Annotated in this window: 11 protein-coding genes; 10 read left to right on the top strand and 1 reads right to left on the bottom strand. The window is 44.4% G+C overall.

Features of this window, described 5'->3' with window-relative positions:
- The first annotated feature begins 9 nt into the window (after positions 1–9).
- From gltB to KFO40_RS18175, 4 genes are all read left to right on the top strand, one after another.
- The gene (gene gltB, locus KFO40_RS18190) at positions 10–4614 is read left to right on the top strand and encodes a glutamate synthase large subunit (RefSeq protein WP_074910647.1); all 4605 of its coding nucleotides are present in this window, start codon (positions 10–12) and stop codon (positions 4612–4614) included.
- 121 nt (positions 4615–4735) lie between these two features.
- Positions 4736–6076 carry a glutamate synthase subunit beta gene (locus tag KFO40_RS18185; RefSeq protein WP_074910644.1) on the top strand — a complete coding sequence of 447 codons (1341 nt, stop codon included), beginning with the start codon at positions 4736–4738 and terminating at the stop codon, positions 6074–6076.
- A 214-nt stretch (positions 6077–6290) separates the two neighbouring features.
- Positions 6291–7958, top strand: coding sequence for an asparagine synthase B (asnB, locus tag KFO40_RS18180; RefSeq protein ID WP_008640624.1), 1668 nt, complete (start codon positions 6291–6293; stop codon positions 7956–7958).
- A 224-nt stretch (positions 7959–8182) separates the two neighbouring features.
- Positions 8183–8950 carry a glycerophosphodiester phosphodiesterase family protein gene (locus KFO40_RS18175; RefSeq protein WP_074910641.1) on the top strand — a complete coding sequence of 256 codons (768 nt, stop codon included), beginning with the start codon at positions 8183–8185 and terminating at the stop codon, positions 8948–8950.
- Between the two features lie 245 nt (positions 8951–9195).
- On the opposite strand, the gene KFO40_RS18170 is transcribed toward KFO40_RS18175, so the two are convergent.
- Positions 9196–9492, bottom strand: coding sequence for a thioredoxin family protein (locus KFO40_RS18170; RefSeq protein ID WP_015530958.1), 297 nt, complete (start codon positions 9490–9492; stop codon positions 9196–9198).
- 414 nt (positions 9493–9906) lie between these two features.
- On the opposite strand from KFO40_RS18170, the gene dapF reads away from it, so the two are divergent.
- The 6 genes from dapF (at position 9907) to KFO40_RS18140 (ending at position 17280) form a co-directional block, all read left to right on the top strand.
- A complete protein-coding gene (gene dapF, locus KFO40_RS18165) occupies positions 9907–10722 on the top strand; it encodes a diaminopimelate epimerase (protein ID WP_211146665.1) in 816 nt (271 codons plus the stop codon).
- Positions 10723–10772: 50 nt separating this feature from the next.
- The gene (locus KFO40_RS18160; RefSeq protein WP_074910635.1) at positions 10773–12005 is read left to right on the top strand and encodes an LL-diaminopimelate aminotransferase; all 1233 of its coding nucleotides are present in this window, start codon (positions 10773–10775) and stop codon (positions 12003–12005) included.
- A gap of 186 nt (positions 12006–12191) precedes the next feature.
- Positions 12192–12953, top strand: coding sequence for a hypothetical protein (locus KFO40_RS18155; protein WP_049702572.1), 762 nt, complete (start codon positions 12192–12194; stop codon positions 12951–12953).
- A 148-nt stretch (positions 12954–13101) separates the two neighbouring features.
- Complete coding sequence (locus tag KFO40_RS18150) at positions 13102–13458, top strand: P-II family nitrogen regulator (protein WP_004303701.1); 357 nt, start codon at positions 13102–13104, stop codon at positions 13456–13458.
- A gap of 16 nt (positions 13459–13474) precedes the next feature.
- The gene (locus KFO40_RS18145; protein WP_055234777.1) at positions 13475–14914 is read left to right on the top strand and encodes an ammonium transporter; all 1440 of its coding nucleotides are present in this window, start codon (positions 13475–13477) and stop codon (positions 14912–14914) included.
- 176 nt (positions 14915–15090) lie between these two features.
- Complete coding sequence (locus tag KFO40_RS18140) at positions 15091–17280, top strand: glutamine synthetase III (protein WP_022275364.1); 2190 nt, start codon at positions 15091–15093, stop codon at positions 17278–17280.
- Positions 17281–17318: the final 38 nt, after the last annotated feature.

Here is a 17318-nt window from a genome sequence, read left to right as displayed (position 1 = left end):
CTAGTAAGAATGAAGAAACAAGAACTTTTTAACAACGTAACAGAAGGATCCCCTTACCAACGACAGCCCAAACAGATGGGCTTGTACAATGCGGCATACGAACACGATGCCTGCGGTGTTGGTATGCTGGTAAACATTCATGGAGAAAAGTCACACGACATTGTTGAGTCGGCTTTAAAGGTATTAGAGAACATGCGCCACCGCGGCGCCGAAGGTGCGGATAACAAAACCGGCGACGGTGCAGGTATCATGCTGCAAATTCCGCATGAGTTTATTTTATTGCAAGGTATTCCTGTACCCGAAAAAGGACGGTACGGCACAGGATTGCTATTTTTGCCGAAAAATGAGAAAGACCAGGCAGCCATTTTAAGTATCATTATTGAAGAAATTGAAAAAGAAGGACTCACATTGATGCATCTGCGCAATGTGCCCACCTGCCCTGAAATTCTAGGAGAATCTGCTTTGGCAAACGAACCTGACATCAAGCAGGTATTTATCACCGGATTTACAGAAACGGAAACGGCCGACCGGAAGTTATATCTGATCCGGAAAAGAATCGAGAATAAGGTCAGACTGTCATCCATTCCGACAAAGGACGATTTTTATGTTGTTTCGCTTTCTACAAAAAACATTATATATAAAGGTATGCTTTCGTCGTTGCAACTGCGCAACTACTATCCGGACCTGACGAATAGCTATTTTACCAGCGGACTGGCACTGGTGCACTCCCGTTTCAGTACCAATACATTCCCTACATGGGGATTGGCACAACCATTCCGCCTTCTGGCACACAACGGTGAAATCAACACGATCCGTGGTAACCGCGGATGGATGGAAGCCCGCGAAAGCGTACTCTCCACTCCTACCTTGGGTGACATAAAAGAACTTCGCCCGATTATACAACCGGGCATGAGCGACAGTGCTTCCCTGGACAATGTACTGGAGTTCCTGGTGATGTCGGGGTTGAGCCTGCCACACGCTATGGCTATGCTCGTGCCGGAATCTTTCAACGAAAAGAATCCCATCAGCGAGGATCTGAAATCATTCTACGAATACCACTCTATCCTGATGGAACCGTGGGACGGACCGGCTGCACTTCTCTTCAGTGACGGACGATTTGCCGGAGGTATGCTCGACCGTAACGGTCTGCGCCCTGCCCGTTATCTGATTACTAAAAACGATATGATGGTAGTGGCTTCGGAAGTCGGTGTGATGGATTTCGAACCGGGAGACATCAAAGAAAAAGGCCGCTTACAGCCCGGTAAGATTTTGCTGGTAGATACAGAAAAAGGTAAAATTTATTATGATGGCGAACTGAAAAAACAGTTGGCTGAAGCCAAACCTTACCGCACCTGGTTGTCTACGAACCGAATCGAACTGGATGAACTGAAGAGCGGACGCAAAGTACCTCATCATGTAGAAAACTACGACTGTATGCTTCGCACTTTCGGCTACTCCAAAGAGGATATCGAAAAACTGATTATGCCGATGGCAAGCACCGGAGCAGAACCGATCCATTCAATGGGTAATGATACTCCGTTAGCTGTACTTTCGGATAAGCCGCAATTGCTTTACAACTATTTCCGGCAGCAATTTGCACAAGTGACCAATCCTCCCATCGACCCGCTCCGCGAAGAACTGGTAATGTCATTGACAGAATACATCGGGGCAGTCGGCATGAATATCCTGACACCCAGTGAGAGTCATTGCAAAATGGTCCGCCTCAATCATCCGATTTTGAGCAACACACAACTGGATATTCTTTGTAATATCCGCTATAAAGGTTTCAAAACAGTCAAACTGCCCATGTTATTTGAAGCGGAGAAAGGGAAAGCCGGATTGCAGGAGGCACTGAACAGCCTCTGTAAAATGGCGGAAGAATCTGTGACGGAAGGCGTAAACTACATTGTCCTGACCGACCGTGACGTGGATATTACCCATGCCGCTATTCCTTCATTGCTGGCGGTAAGCGCCGTTCATCACCATCTGATTTCAGTCGGCAAACGTGTACAAACAGCATTGATTGTAGAAAGCGGTGAAATACGTGAGGTGATGCACGCTGCGTTATTACTGGGGTTCGGAGCAAGTGCCCTGAATCCTTACATGGCATTCGCCGTTCTCGACCGCTTGGTTAAAGACAGGGATATTCAGTTGGATTATGCCACTGCTGAAAAGAATTATATCAAATCCATCTGCAAAGGCTTGTTTAAAATCATGAGCAAAATGGGGATCTCTACCATCCGCTCTTATCGTGGCGCAAAAATCTTCGAAGCTGTCGGTTTGAGCGAAGAATTGAGTAAGGCCTATTTCGGTGGACTCGGTTCGCCCATCGGAGGTATTCGCCTGGAAGAAATAGCCAGAGATGCCATTGCTTTCCACAAGGAAGGAGTGGGAGAAGTTGAGAGTGAAGAGTTGAGAGTGGAGAGTGAGGCTCCGCATGGCAACTCTCAACTCTCAACTCTCCATTCTCAACTTCTTACCGGTTTGTATGCTTTCCGTAAAGACGGAGAAGAGCATGCATGGAATCCGGAAACAATCAGTACACTGCAATTGGCGACACGGATGGGGAGTTATAAAAAGTTTAAAGAATATACTCATTTGGTAGACGAAAAAGAGAAGCCTATTTTCCTTCGTGACTTCTTGGGATTCCGTCGTGATCCGATTTCGATCGATCAGGTAGAACCGGTGGAAAACATTCTGCATCGTTTCGTCACGGGGGCCATGTCTTTTGGTTCTATCAGCAAAGAGGCTCATGAGGCAATGGCTATTGCCATGAATAAAATTCACGGACGCAGTAATACCGGTGAAGGTGGTGAGGACGCTGCCCGTTTCCAACCACTGCCCGATGGCAGTTCCTTACGAAGTGCAATCAAGCAGGTAGCTTCCGGACGTTTCGGTGTAACGGCAGAATATTTGGTTAATGCGGACGAGATTCAGATTAAGATAGCACAGGGGGCAAAGCCGGGTGAAGGCGGACAACTTCCGGGATTTAAAGTGAATGATGTGATTGCAAAAACACGCCATTCCATTCCGGGAATTTCACTGATTTCTCCCCCACCTCATCATGATATTTATTCGATTGAGGATTTGGCACAATTAATCTTCGATCTGAAAAATGTAAATCCACAGGCCAAAATCAGTGTGAAACTGGTAGCAGAAAGCGGCGTCGGTACAATTGCCGCCGGGGTGGCAAAAGCAAAGGCGGACCTGATTGTCATCTCCGGTGCTGAAGGGGGAACAGGTGCTTCTCCAGCTTCTTCTATCCGTTATGCGGGCATCTCACCGGAATTGGGATTGAGCGAGACACAACAAACATTGGTTTTGAACGGACTTCGTGGTCAAGTAGTTCTGCAAGCCGACGGACAACTGAAAACCGGACGTGACATCATCTTAATGGCGCTAATGGGTGCCGAAGAATATGGCTTCGCCACCTCGGCATTGATTGTATTAGGGTGTGTAATGATGCGCAAATGCCATCAGAATACTTGTCCGGTGGGAGTTGCCACACAGAATGAGGAATTACGTAAACGCTTTCATGGGCGTAGTGAATATTTGGTAAATTTCTTCACATTCCTGGCGCAGGAGGTCCGCGAGCATTTGGCCGAAATGGGATTCACCAGGATGGATGATATTATCGGGCGCACAGACTTGATCGAACGCAAATCCGTTGCCAACGACCCGAATCCGAAACATGCGTTAATCGACTTCACCAAATTGCTGGCACGCATTGATAACAACGCGGCTATCCGCCATGTCATCGATCAGGATCATGGTGTTTCTACTGTAAAGGATGTAACCCTCATTGATGCAGCACAGGAAGCTATTGAACATGAGAAAGAGATTTCTTTAGAATATACGATTGCCAATACAGACCGTGCAATAGGTGCGATGCTATCCGGAGTGATTGCCAAGAAATACGGTGCCAAAGGATTGCCGGAACATACGCTGAATGTGAAGTTCAAAGGCTCGGCAGGTCAGTCTTTCGGGGCTTTTCTCGTACCGGGAGTTAACTTTAAACTGGAAGGTGAAGCGAACGATTATCTGGGTAAAGGATTGAGCGGCGGACGCATCTCCGTATTGCCCCCTATCCGCAGCAACTTCGAAGCCGAAAAGAATACAATTGCTGGTAATACCTTGCTTTATGGAGCAACAAGCGGTGAAGTATATATCAACGGTCGTGTAGGAGAACGTTTCGCAGTTCGTAACTCCGGTGCAGTTGCCGTAGTGGAAGGTGTAGGCGACCATTGTTGCGAATACATGACAGGAGGTCGTGTGGTAGTCCTCGGACAAACCGGACGTAACTTTGCAGCCGGTATGAGTGGCGGTGTGGCTTACGTATGGAACAAGGATGGTAACTTCGATTATTTCTGCAACATGGAAATGGTGGAACTGTCACTCATCGAAGAAGCCAGCTACCGGAAAGAGCTACACGAACTAATCCGCCAACATTATCTGTACACAGGCTCAAAACTAGCCCGTACCATGCTTGACAACTGGAATCATTATGCAGAACAGTTCATCCAAGTAGTACCCATCGAATACAAAAAAGTATTGCAGGAGGAACAGATGAGAAAATTACAACAAAAAATTGCAGACATGCAAAGAGACTATTAGATTTACAATTTGACTATTTACAATTTACTATTTGAATGTATAGTCTGTAAATAGTCAAATAGCAAATGACAAGATAGTCTAAAAATAGTAAATAGTAAATCGTCAAATAGTAAATAACAAGATGGGAGATCCTAAAGCATTTCTAAATATACCTCGACAAGAGGCGGGATACCGCCCTGTAAACGAGCGAATCGCTGACTATAGTCAGGTAGAACAGACTTTGAATACAAACAGCCGTAAATTGCAGGCGTCACGCTGTATGGATTGCGGCGTACCTTTCTGTCATTGGGCATGCCCGATAGGAAATAAACAACCGGAATGGCAGGATGCATTATACAGGGGAAAATGGAAGGAGGCATACGAAGTATTGTCGTCTACTTGCGATTTTCCGGAATTTACGGGACGTATTTGTCCTGCTCTTTGCGAGAAATCGTGTGTGTTGAAACTTTCCTGCGATCAGCCGGTGACTATTCGCGAGAATGAAGCAGCTATCGTGGAAGCGGCTTTTCGTGAAGGATATATACAGGTAAAGACGCCGAGAAGAAACGGAAAGAAAGTGGCGGTGATTGGTGCGGGTCCTGCCGGATTGGTAGTGGCTAATCAGCTGAATTTAAAAGGATATAGCGTTACTTTATTCGATAAGGATGAAGCGCCCGGAGGGTTATTACGGTTCGGTATTCCTAATTTCAAACTGGATAAGAATGTAATTGACCGACGGATGAAGATATTGGCTGCAGAAGGAATACTGTTTGAAATGGGAGTAGAAATAGACGTCAATCATTTGCCGGAAGGATTCGACGCTTACTGCATCTGTACCGGAACGCCGACTGCACGTGATTTGAATATTACGGGACGTGAACTGAAAGGCATCCATTTCGCACTTGAAATGCTGGCACAGCAGAACAGGATTCTGGCAGGACAGACTTTCCCGAAAGATAAATTGGTGAATGCCAAAGGCAAAAAAGTACTTGTGATAGGTGGCGGAGATACCGGTTCCGACTGCATCGGAACCAGTGTGAGACAGGGAGCCGTCAGTGTCACTCAAATCGAAATCATGCCGAAACCTCCTGTCGGCTACAATCCGGCTACTCCTTGGCCACAATGGCCGGCAGTCTTCAAAACGACTTCCAGCCATGAAGAAGGTTGTACACGCCGCTGGTGCCTGGCTTCCAATCAGTTCCTCGGAAAGAATGGAAAAGTGACAGGTGTAGAAGTGGAAGAAGTGGAATGGATTCCGGCAGCAGATGGCGGACGTCCCACGATGAAACCAACAGGGAAGAAGGAAGTCATCGAAGCTGATATGGTATTATTGGCGATGGGATTCCTGAAACCGGAACAACCGAAATTTGCAAAGAATGTATTCCTAGCCGGTGATGCCGAGACTGGTGCCAGCCTGGTGGTACGCGCCATGGCGGGAGGACGAAAGGCTGCTGCGGAAATAGATGCTTATCTAATACAATAAGTTTTGCAACAGTGTACAACAAGAAGCTCGATTGCTATTATCGGTTCGTTCCATATCTGTGGAACTAAAGGATAACAGATATGGAACTAAAGGGAAACAGTTGTGGAACTAAACGATTACAATTATGGAACGAATTAAGAATAGCTAATCAGCTTCTTAGAAATAGCGAATAAACAATCAACAGATTACATTACCCCCTCTAAAAATTAAAGTTATGTGTGGAATAGCAGGTATACTCAACATCAAAGTTCAAACGAAAGAACTAAGAGATAAAGCACTGAAAATGGCCCAGAAGATCCGTCATCGCGGACCGGACTGGAGCGGAATCTATGTAGGCGGAAGTGCCATCCTGGCACACGAACGTCTTTCTATTGTCGACCCGCAGAGTGGCGGGCAGCCGTTATACTCTCCCGATCGTAAACAGGTGCTCGCCGTCAACGGTGAGATTTACAATCACCGTGATATTCGAGCTAAATATGCGGGAAAATATAACTTTCAAACCGGAAGTGACTGTGAGGTAATTCTTGCCCTTTACAAAGATAAAGGCATCCATTTTTTGGAAGATATCAGCGGTATCTTCGCTTTCGTGCTTTATGATGAGGAAAAGGATGAATTTCTAATTGCCCGCGATCCGATAGGGGTTATTCCTTTATATATAGGAAAAGATAAAGAGGGAAAAATCTACTTCGGCAGCGAGTTGAAAGCTCTCGAAGGATTTTGTGACGAATATGAAGTATTCCTTCCCGGACATTATTTCTATAGTAAAGAGGGAAAAATGAAACGTTGGTATTCGCGCGACTGGACAGAATATGAAACCGTCAAAGAGAATGATGCACAAACCGAGGATGTGAAAGTGGCATTGGAAGAGGCTGTGCACCGCCAGTTAATGAGTGACGTACCGTATGGAGTATTGCTTTCGGGCGGGTTGGATAGTTCCGTTATCTCTGCCATTGCGAAAAAATATGCGGCAAAGCGTATAGAAACAGACGGTGCAAGCGATGCGTGGTGGCCTCAACTCCACTCTTTCGCCATCGGTCTAAAGGGTGCCCCCGATTTGATTAAAGCGCGTGAGGTGGCCGAATATATCGGTACCGTCCATCATGAGATCAACTACACCGTTCAGGAAGGTCTGGATGCTGTTCGCGACGTAATTTATTTCATCGAGACGTATGATGTAACTACCGTACGCGCTTCCACTCCCATGTATTTATTGGCGCGTGTCATTAAATCAATGGGGATCAAAATGGTGTTGAGCGGTGAAGGTGCTGATGAAGTTTTCGGGGGGTATCTGTATTTCCACAAGGCCCCTACTCCACAGGCATTTCACGAAGAAACAGTACGTAAACTTTCAAAGTTGCACATGTACGATTGTCTCCGTGCCAATAAAAGTTTGTCAGCATGGGGAGTAGAAGGACGCGTCCCTTTCCTTGATAAAGAATTTCTCGACGTGGCAATGAACCTGAACCCGAAAGCTAAAATGTGTCCCGGAAAAAACATTGAGAAACGAATTGTTCGCGAAGCCTTTGCCGATATGTTACCGGAAAGTGTGGCTTGGAGACAGAAAGAGCAGTTCAGTGACGGTGTAGGATATTCATGGATTGACACATTGAGAGAGATCACAGCAGCTGCCGTGAGCGATGAGCAAATGGAACATGCTGCCGAACGTTTCCCGATCAATACGCCACAAAACAAAGAAGAGTACTACTATCGTAGCATTTTCGAAGAGCATTTCCCCAGTGAAAGTGCAGCACGCACCGTCCCCAGTGTTCCGAGTGTAGCCTGCTCCACAGCAGAAGCACTAGCCTGGGATATCGCTTTCAGAAATCTGAATGAGCCTAGCGGACGTGCAGTGAAAGGAATACATGAAGAGGCCTATACCTGATTAATAAAAGAGTGACAAACTCCTTTTGTGCAAACTATCAGACGTGTCCGGAGAATGTTTTTATGACAGACAGTCTTATTTTTGACACTCTTTTGTAGCATTTCTATTCTAAAATCCCAAGGATTAACGCAGATTAGCATATTATCGGCTGATTTGCGTTATCTTTTTTATAATTTTGAGGCCAAACCCAATTAAATCTATCAAACTTTTAAAAGATCAAACAAATGAATTTAAAAAAAATGATGATGGCTTCTGCCTTTCTAATGGCTGCTTGCTGCATGCAGGCACAGACAAAAGTGATAGCTCACCGCGGTTTCTGGAAAACTCCGGGATCATCGCAGAACAGTATTTCATCACTTCTAAAAGCAGACTCCATCGGTTGTTACGGTTCAGAATTTGACGTATGGATCGCGAAGGATAACAAGCTGGTGGTTAACCATGATCCTGTATATAAGATGAGGCCGATGGAATATTCCAAAGGTGATGCACTGACCGGACTTAAATTATCCAACGGAGAAAACTTACCCAGCCTGGAACAGTATCTGGAAACCGGAAAAAACTGTAAAACCCAATTGATTCTCGAACTGAAAGCGCATAGCAACAAGAAACGCGAGACTAAAGCGGTACAAGGAATTGTTGCCATGGTAAAGAAAATGGGACTGGAAAACCGTATGGAATATATCACGTTCTCTCTACATGCCATGAAAGAGTTTATCCGTCTGGCTCCTGCCGGTACTCCGGTATATTACCTTAACGGAGAATTGTCTCCCAAAGAGCTGAAAGAACTGGGTGCTGCCGGTCTGGACTATCACATGGGAGTGATTAAGAAACACCCCGAATGGATCAAAGAAGCTCACGACCTCGGCTTGAAAGTCAACGTATGGACAGTAGACGAAGTAGAAGATATGAAATGGCTGATCGAACAAAAGGTAGATTTCATCACCACTAACGAACCGGTCATCTTACAAGAAGAACTTAAAAAGCTTCAATAAGAAAAAATATTCACATATTAAAGAATTTAATATCTGGCTTTAAGGAAACGGAATCTTCCTTTAAAAGAAACAGATTGTTTCTCGGTGTCAAACGGGTGTTTCCTTTAAAAGGAAACACCCGTTTCTTTAAATGAAAAAATGCTCTTCTATAATACTCTTAATACCAACACTTTAGAAATATCAATCTTTTAACGAAAAAAGAAAAGAGTCCTTTTTATGAATACCAATAAAAGATTACAGACAATTCATTGAAAATCATCCAATACCTCTTTTAATTCTTCTACCGTAAGCTCTCCTACCTGCCTCCAAAGTTCATGACTCTTATGCAATAGAAGGAAAGCCGGTACTGTTTCTACATTATGAGCATCAGCAATTGCTCTATTCTCTTCTGCATTCACTCTAATCAATTCCACAGTTCTCTTTTCGTAAGTTCGAAGCACAGGCCCTATCCACTCATAATGAGGGGACCAATCGGCATAGAACACCACCAACACCAGATGGTTGGTTTTAACTGCTGTTTCTAATTGTTTCTCTATATTCATATCGCTACGTTTTTATATTAATGATAGTGCTAAAACAATGAATACAGAAAAAGGTTCTTCAAAACACTCCGCGAACAATATGATAGAGAAATAAGGATTTTCACTTTCATATCGTCAAAAGAAAAAGAATATATTTCTTGTTTTTATAACTGGTTTTATGGATTATCAGGACTAAATATTCTTCATATATTATGAAAGAATATACAAAGCAATTCGTTCAAATAACAGTTTATTAATATATGAATATATATAATTCCAAATTATAACTAAACATAGCCGTATGAAAGGCAATTATAAGTTCACAGAAAATTAATAGAGATTAGACATACTTTTCAATAAAATATAAAGCAAAAAGTCATATCTTTGCATTGTAATAAAACAAAAGGATACAACAACCAATAAATAGCAATCAAAATGACAACAAGAATTAAGTTCACCAAAATGCATGGAGCAGGAAATGACTACATATATGTAGACACGACCAGATATCCGATAGCAGACCCTGAAAAGAAGGCAATCGAATGGAGCAAGTTTCATACAGGAATCGGAAGCGATGGACTAATATTGATTGGTGTCTCTGATAAAGCGGATTTCAGTATGCGTATTTTCAATGCCGACGGTTCGGAAGCAATGATATGTGGCAATGGTAGCCGCTGCGTAGGCAAATATGTATATGAATACGGATTGACTGATAAAACAGAAATAACTTTGGATACACTATCGGGAATTAAAATTCTGAAATTGCAGGTAGAAGGAAAAACAGTCAGTACAGTCACCGTAGATATGGGCAGTCCGCAAGAAACAGGAGAGATTGATTGGGGAAAGAAATATCCTTTCCAATCTACTAAAGTATCAATGGGTAATCCTCATCTCGTCACATTTGTTGATGACATCACCCGAATTAATCTGCCGGAAATCGGTCCTGAACTGGAGAATCATCCTCTCTTTCCCGACAGAACGAATGTAGAGTTTGCACAGATCGTCGGTAAAGACACCATACGGATGAGAGTGTGGGAAAGAGGATCGGGAATTACTCAAGCTTGCGGAACAGGTGCCTGCGCCACAGCAGTAGCCGCCTTCATCAACGGACTTGCAGGAAGAAAAAGTGATGTGATAATGGATGGAGGGACAGTTACCATCGAATGGGATGAAACCTCCGGACATATATTAATGACCGGACCGGCAACCAAGGTTTTCGATGGGGAAATTGTTGAAGAAGTTGAGAGTTGAGAATGGAGAGTTGAGAATGAATAGTAATAGAAACTTAAAACAATAACAAGATGGCATTAGTAAACGAGCATTTTTTAAAATTACCGGGAAGTTATTTATTCTCGGATATAGCGAAAAAGGTAAATACTTTCAGGATAACGCATCCCAAACAGGACATCATCCGGCTAGGTATCGGCGACGTTACGCAGCCACTTCCTCCAGCCTGTATAGAAGCAATGCATAAAGCGGTAGAAGAACTGGCCGGCAAAGATACATTCCGCGGATATGGTCCTGAACAGGGATATGATTTTCTGATTGAAGCAATCATAAAGAACGATTTCGCTCCACGCGGGATTCATTTCTCGGCATCCGAGATTTTTGTCAGTGACGGGGCTAAAAGCGATACCGGAAATATAGGTGATATTCTTCGCCACGACAATAGCGTAGGTGTTACAGATCCCATTTATCCGGTTTACATAGACAGTAACGTTATGTGCGGACGCGCCGGAGTATTGGAAGAAGAAACGGGTAAATGGAGCAACGTTACTTATATGCCTTGCACAAGTGAGAACAACTTTATCCCGGAAATTCCGGACAAACGGATAGACATCGTTTATCTCTGTTATCCGAACAACCCGACAGGGACCACCTTAACCAAACCGGAACTGAAAAAGTGGGTGGATTATGCCTTGGCAAACGATACACTGATTCTGTTCGATGCCGCTTACGAGGCATATATCCAGGACGAGAATGTCCCCCACTCTATCTATGAGATTAAAGGAGCTAAAAAGTGCGCGATTGAATTCCGTAGTTTTTCAAAAACGGCAGGATTTACAGGAGTACGCTGCGGATATACCGCGGTTCCGAAAGAGCTCACTGCCGCCACTCTGGAAGGCGATCGCATACCACTCAACAGATTGTGGAACCGTCGCCAGTGTACTAAGTTTAACGGCACTTCTTATATTACCCAACGGGCAGCAGAAGCCGTTTACAGTGCAGAAGGCAAGGCACAGATTAAGAAAACAATCGACTATTATATGACCAACGCAAAAATCATGAAGGAAGGCTTGGAAACCACAGGACTGAAAGTATACGGCGGCATCAACGCTCCCTACTTGTGGGTGAAAACTCCGAACGGACTTTCTTCATGGCGATTCTTCGAACAGATGTTGTATGAAGCCAATGTGGTCGGTACTCCCGGTGTAGGTTTCGGGCCAAGCGGTGAAGGGTATATCCGTTTAACTGCATTCGGCGAACGCAACGACTGTATCGAAGCGATGAGAAGAATAAAGAACTGGCTCTGACTGAATGAATAATGGATAGCGGGAAATAGAAAGTTCAACATGCCCCCATTAAACGAACATCATCATTCCTGCAGGATCAGTTATCCACAATCAGTTATCCATAAAAAACGATAGTATTTTGCGCGCTACTATATAACAAATGGACCGTACATCCACATTTTTCTAACTTTTAAAGGTAAAAAGACGATGAAAACGACGATTAACAACAAATTGGGGGTAATAACAGTAGCATTATTACTGTCAGGACTTGTCCCGTCTACAATGATGGCACAAGATAAGGTAGAAGCTTCCGTTGGGGCAGATTTGGTAAGTGGTTACATCTGGCGCGGTCAGAATTTAGGCGGAGTTAGCGTCCAGCCTTCACTGGGAATCTCTTACAAAGGTTTATCACTCGGAGCATGGGGATCAGTAGGAATTGAATCCAAAGATGCAAAAGAGTTTGACTTAACTATCGGTTATTCAATTGGTGGATTTAGTGTTTCAATAACGGATTATTGGTTTGATAAAACATATACAGGGGATGTAGATGAATACGGAAAGGAGATTTATACAACCAATAAGTATTTCCAATATGGGGCCTATTCTACAGCACATGTATTTGAAGCACAAGTGGGATATGATTTCGGTCCGCTAGCCGTCAACTGGTACACAAACTTTGCAGGTGCCGACGGTGTGAAAGAAAACGGCAAAAGAGCTTATTCTTCTTACCTCGCACTTAGCGCACCTTTCAAATTGGGAGGTCTCGACTGGACAGTAGATTTAGGTATGGTTCCTTGGGAAACGACTTTTTATAATGGCTATACCAGTGGATTCTGCGTAACAGACATCAGTCTCGGAGCATCCAAGGAGATTAAAATCACAGATTCCTTCTCCGTACCGACATTTGCCAAAGTAACAGTGAACCCACGCACTGAAGGAGCCTACTTTGCTTTCGGACTAAGTTTTTAAGAGAGAGAATTTACAATACAAAGAGCGTATAGGGATTAGAAAAGGTAGTTAGAGTTTAGATTTTATCGGTTTGTTGTATGGTAACCTGCTATGGCTGCCGCTACCCTATACCTCTTTCTTTTACAGGACACACTAATATTTAAGGTATATGAAAAAGATTGAAGCTATTATCCGTAAAACCAAATTCGAGGACGTAAAAGACGCCCTACTCGAAGCGGACATCGAATGGTTCTCTTATTACGATGTAAGAGGTATTGGAAAAGCACGGCAAGGACGTATCTACCGTGGCGTAGTATATGACACCAGCACCATTGAAAGAATTTTGATCTCTATTGTCGTGCGCGACAAGAATACCGAGAAAACAGTGCAGGCTATCATCAAAGCTGCACAGACCGGAGAAATCGGTGACGGACGTATTTTCGTCATTCCTATCGAAGACGCTATCCGCATACGCACTGCCGAACGTGGTGACATAGCCCTCTACAATGCAGAACAAGAACGTTAAATAAGATTATACTATTATGGATACAAAATATAAAAGCCATAGCTTCGTAAAGCTGTGGATAGCCACTACTATATTCATTTTGTGCTGTTTTACTACTGATATGTCGGCACAAAACACGGCCGCTGCCGATACAGTTGCAGCAGTTACAGAAACAATTACCGAAGTCGTTACCGCTCCTGCCGAAGAAGCATCAGCAGCTCCCGATACGGTCGGTGAATTAGCTCTTGGATTGAATACTGTATGGATGTTGCTTGCAGCAATGCTCGTATTCTTCATGCAGCCGGGATTTGCATTAGTAGAAGCAGGTTTCACCAGAGTGAAAAATACTGCCAACATTCTGATGAAGAACTTTGTAGATTTCATGTTCGGCTCTTTACTATACTGGTTTATCGGTTTCGGATTGATGTTCGGCGCAGGCGGATTCATCGGAATGCCTCATTTCTTCGACCTTTCTTTCATTGATAATGGTCTGCCAACCGAAGGATTCCTCATATTCCAAACCGTATTTTGTGCGACAGCAGCTACAATTGTATCAGGAGCCATGGCAGAACGCACAAAATTCTCCATGTATATCGTCTACACCATCTTTATCAGTGTACTGATTTATCCGATATCCGGTCACTGGACATGGGGCGGAGGCTGGTTGATGAACGGTGAAGAAGGTTCTTTCATGATGAGTCTCTTCGGAACCACCTTCCATGACTTTGCCGGTTCTACGGTCGTTCACTCTGTAGGTGGATGGATTGCTTTGGTAGGTGCTGCCATTCTTGGTCCCCGTATCGGTAAATATGGTAAAGACGGCAAATCAAAAGCTATCCCAGGCCATAGCCTGACTATTGCCGCACTAGGCGTATTCATTCTTTGGTTCGGATGGTTCGGGTTCAACCCCGGTTCTCAATTGGCAGCAGCAACCGAAGCCGATGCTATCGCCATCTCCCACGTATTCCTGACAACGAATCTGGCAGCTTGTGCCGGTGGTTTCTTCGCTCTGTTGGTGAGCTGGATGAAATATGGAAAACCTTCCCTGTCATTGACACTGAATGGTATCTTGGCAGGGCTGGTAGGTATCACAGCAGGATGTGACGCAGTATCTCCTGCAGGAGCAGCCTTAATAGGTGCAATATGTGGTGTCGTAATGATATTCTCCGTTGACTTCATTGACAAGGTGTTAAAGATAGACGATCCGGTAGGTGCATCTTCTGTACATGGTGTTTGTGGCTTTTTAGGAACTATTCTTACAGGTTTGTTCTCCACCAGTGAAGGTTTATTCTATGGCTACGGTTTCGGATTCCTCGGTGCACAAATATTTGGAGCATTGGTAGTAGGTGCATGGGCAGCAGGCATGGGATTCATCATTTTCAAAACGCTTGATAAGATTCACGGACTTCGCGTTCCGGCACGTATCGAAGAAGAAGGTCTTGATATTTACGAACACGGAGAATCTGCTTACAACTAATTTAGTGATGAACGGTTTAGTGATTAGTGAAAGACAGCTACGCACAACTTACTACTAATCACTACCCCGCTAATCACAGAAAAAACTTCCGGACAGGTTTGATCGCCTTTCCGGGAACCACATAACAAAGTAATTATTTACTCTAACATATTTAACAACAAATCAAATCAGGTATTATGTCAAAACTTAGATTCAGAGTAGTAGAGACAGCTTTCAAGAAAAAGGCTGTTGAGGTAGCAACACCTGCCGAACGTCCTTCGGAGTATTTCGCCAAGTATGTATTCAACAAGGAGAAAATGTTCAAATACCTTCCCAGCAAGGTATATAATGCACTGATTGACGCCATTGACAACGGTGCTCCGCTAGATCGCAGTATTGCCGACGAGGTAGCTGCCGGCATGAAAAAATGGGCCATTGAAATGGGTGTTACTCATTATACGCACTGGTTCGCACCGCTGACCGAAGGCACAGCTGAAAAACATGATGCTTTCGTTGAACATGACGGCAAAGGCGGTATGATGGAAGAATTTACCGGTAAACTGCTTGTACAGCAGGAACCGGATGCTTCTTCTTTCCCGAATGGCGGTATCCGTAACACATTCGAAGCCCGTGGTTACAGCGCATGGGACCCCTCATCACCTGCTTTCATTGTAGATGATACGCTTTGCATCCCAACTGTGTTTATCGCATATACCGGCGAAGCTCTCGACTATAAAGCTCCCTTGCTGAAAGCATTGCGGGCTGTAGATAAAGCTGCTGTAAACGTATGTCGTTACTTCAACCCGGAAGTGAAAAAAGTAGTTGCTTACTTGGGCTGGGAACAGGAATACTTTCTGGTAGACGAAGGATTGTATGCCGCACGTCCGGACTTGCTAATGACCGGTCGTACTTTGATGGGACATGACAGTGCCAAAAACCAACAGTTGGAGGACCACTACTTCGGTGCTATCCCCACCCGCGTAGCCGCTTTCATGAAGGATCTCGAAATTGAAGCGTTAAAGCTGGGTATTCCTGTTAAGACCCGTCACAACGAGGTTGCCCCGAACCAGTTCGAGTTAGCCCCCATCTTTGAAGAGTGTAACCTTGCTAACGACCATAACTTGCTGATTATGTCATTGATGCGTAAGGTTAGTCGCCGTCATGGTTTCCGCGTACTGCTTCATGAAAAACCTTTTAAGGGCGTCAACGGATCGGGCAAACACAACAACTGGTCGCTGGGAACTGACACGGGCATTTTATTAATGGGACCGGGTAAGACTCCGGAAGATAACCTGCGTTTTGTTACTTTCGTCGTAAACACATTGATGGCAGTTTATCATCATAACGGATTGTTGAAAGCTTCTATCTCCAGCGCTACCAACGCCCACCGTCTGGGAGCTAATGAGGCACCTCCTGCCATCATCTCCTCTTTCCTAGGGAAGCAATTGTCGCAGGTATTGGATCACATTGAAAACAGTACGAAAGATGATTTGATTAGTCTTAGCGGCAAACAGGGAATGAAGTTGGATATTCCGCAGATTCCCGAATTGTTGATTGATAATACTGACCGTAACCGTACCTCTCCTTTTGCTTTCACCGGAAACCGTTTTGAGTTCCGTGCCGTAGGTTCCGAGGCAAACTGTGCGTCTGCCATGATTGCATTGAACTCTGCCGTAGCAGACCAATTGGTGAAGTTTAAGAAAGATGTGGATGCTTTGATTGAAAAAGGAGAACCTAAAGTGTCTGCCATTCTCGAAATTATCCGTGGATATATCAAGGAATGTAAAGCGATTCATTTTGACGGCAATGGTTACAGCGACGAATGGAAGAAAGAAGCAGCCCGCCGTGGACTGGATTGCGAAACCAGTGTTCCTGTTATCTTCGATAACTACCTGAAACCGGAAACCATTGCCATGTTCGAAGCTACCGGTGTAATGACAAAGAAAGAACTGGAAGCCCGCAACGAAGTGAAATGGGAAACGTATACGAAGAAGATTCAGATCGAGGCGCGTGTATTGGGTGATTTGGCTATGAACCATATCATTCCGGTGGCCACTCAATATCAAACGGATTTAATTAATAATGTCTATAAGATGCAATCTCTTTTCCCGGCAGAAAAGGCAGCGAAATTGTCTGCTAAAAACCTGGAACTTATTGAAGAGATTGCCGACCGCACAGCCTTCATCAAGGAACATGTAGATGCAATGATTGAAGCTCGTAAGGTTGCGAACAAGATAGAAAGCGAACGGGAAAAAGCCATTGCCTACCACGACACGATCGTTCCGGCACTGGAAGAAATCCGCTACCACATCGATAAGTTGGAACTCATTGTTGACAACCAGATGTGGACGCTTCCGAAATACAGGGAACTGTTATTTGTGAGATAGAAAAAAAGAACGGTGAACGATAAACGGTGAACGGCGAA

It is taken from the genome of Bacteroides sp. 1001302B_160321_D4, assembly GCF_015667765.1.
Classification (GTDB): domain Bacteria; phylum Bacteroidota; class Bacteroidia; order Bacteroidales; family Bacteroidaceae; genus Bacteroides; species Bacteroides xylanisolvens.
Note: the sequence above shows the minus strand (reverse complement) of the source record. Positions and strands in the feature narration are given on the sequence as shown.

Coding starts and splice junctions, on each gene's coding strand:
- gltB (WP_074910647.1), top strand. CDS start 10: ATGAAGAAACAAGAACTTTTTAACAACGTAACAGAAGGATCCCCTTAC.
- KFO40_RS18185 (WP_074910644.1), top strand. CDS start 4,736: ATGGGAGATCCTAAAGCATTTCTAAATATACCTCGACAAGAGGCGGGA.
- asnB (WP_008640624.1), top strand. CDS start 6,291: ATGTGTGGAATAGCAGGTATACTCAACATCAAAGTTCAAACGAAAGAA.
- KFO40_RS18175 (WP_074910641.1), top strand. CDS start 8,183: ATGAATTTAAAAAAAATGATGATGGCTTCTGCCTTTCTAATGGCTGCT.
- KFO40_RS18170 (WP_015530958.1), bottom strand. CDS start 9,492: ATGAATATAGAGAAACAATTAGAAACAGCAGTTAAAACCAACCATCTG.
- dapF (WP_211146665.1), top strand. CDS start 9,907: ATGACAACAAGAATTAAGTTCACCAAAATGCATGGAGCAGGAAATGAC.
- KFO40_RS18160 (WP_074910635.1), top strand. CDS start 10,773: ATGGCATTAGTAAACGAGCATTTTTTAAAATTACCGGGAAGTTATTTA.
- KFO40_RS18155 (WP_049702572.1), top strand. CDS start 12,192: ATGAAAACGACGATTAACAACAAATTGGGGGTAATAACAGTAGCATTA.
- KFO40_RS18150 (WP_004303701.1), top strand. CDS start 13,102: ATGAAAAAGATTGAAGCTATTATCCGTAAAACCAAATTCGAGGACGTA.
- KFO40_RS18145 (WP_055234777.1), top strand. CDS start 13,475: ATGGATACAAAATATAAAAGCCATAGCTTCGTAAAGCTGTGGATAGCC.
- KFO40_RS18140 (WP_022275364.1), top strand. CDS start 15,091: ATGTCAAAACTTAGATTCAGAGTAGTAGAGACAGCTTTCAAGAAAAAG.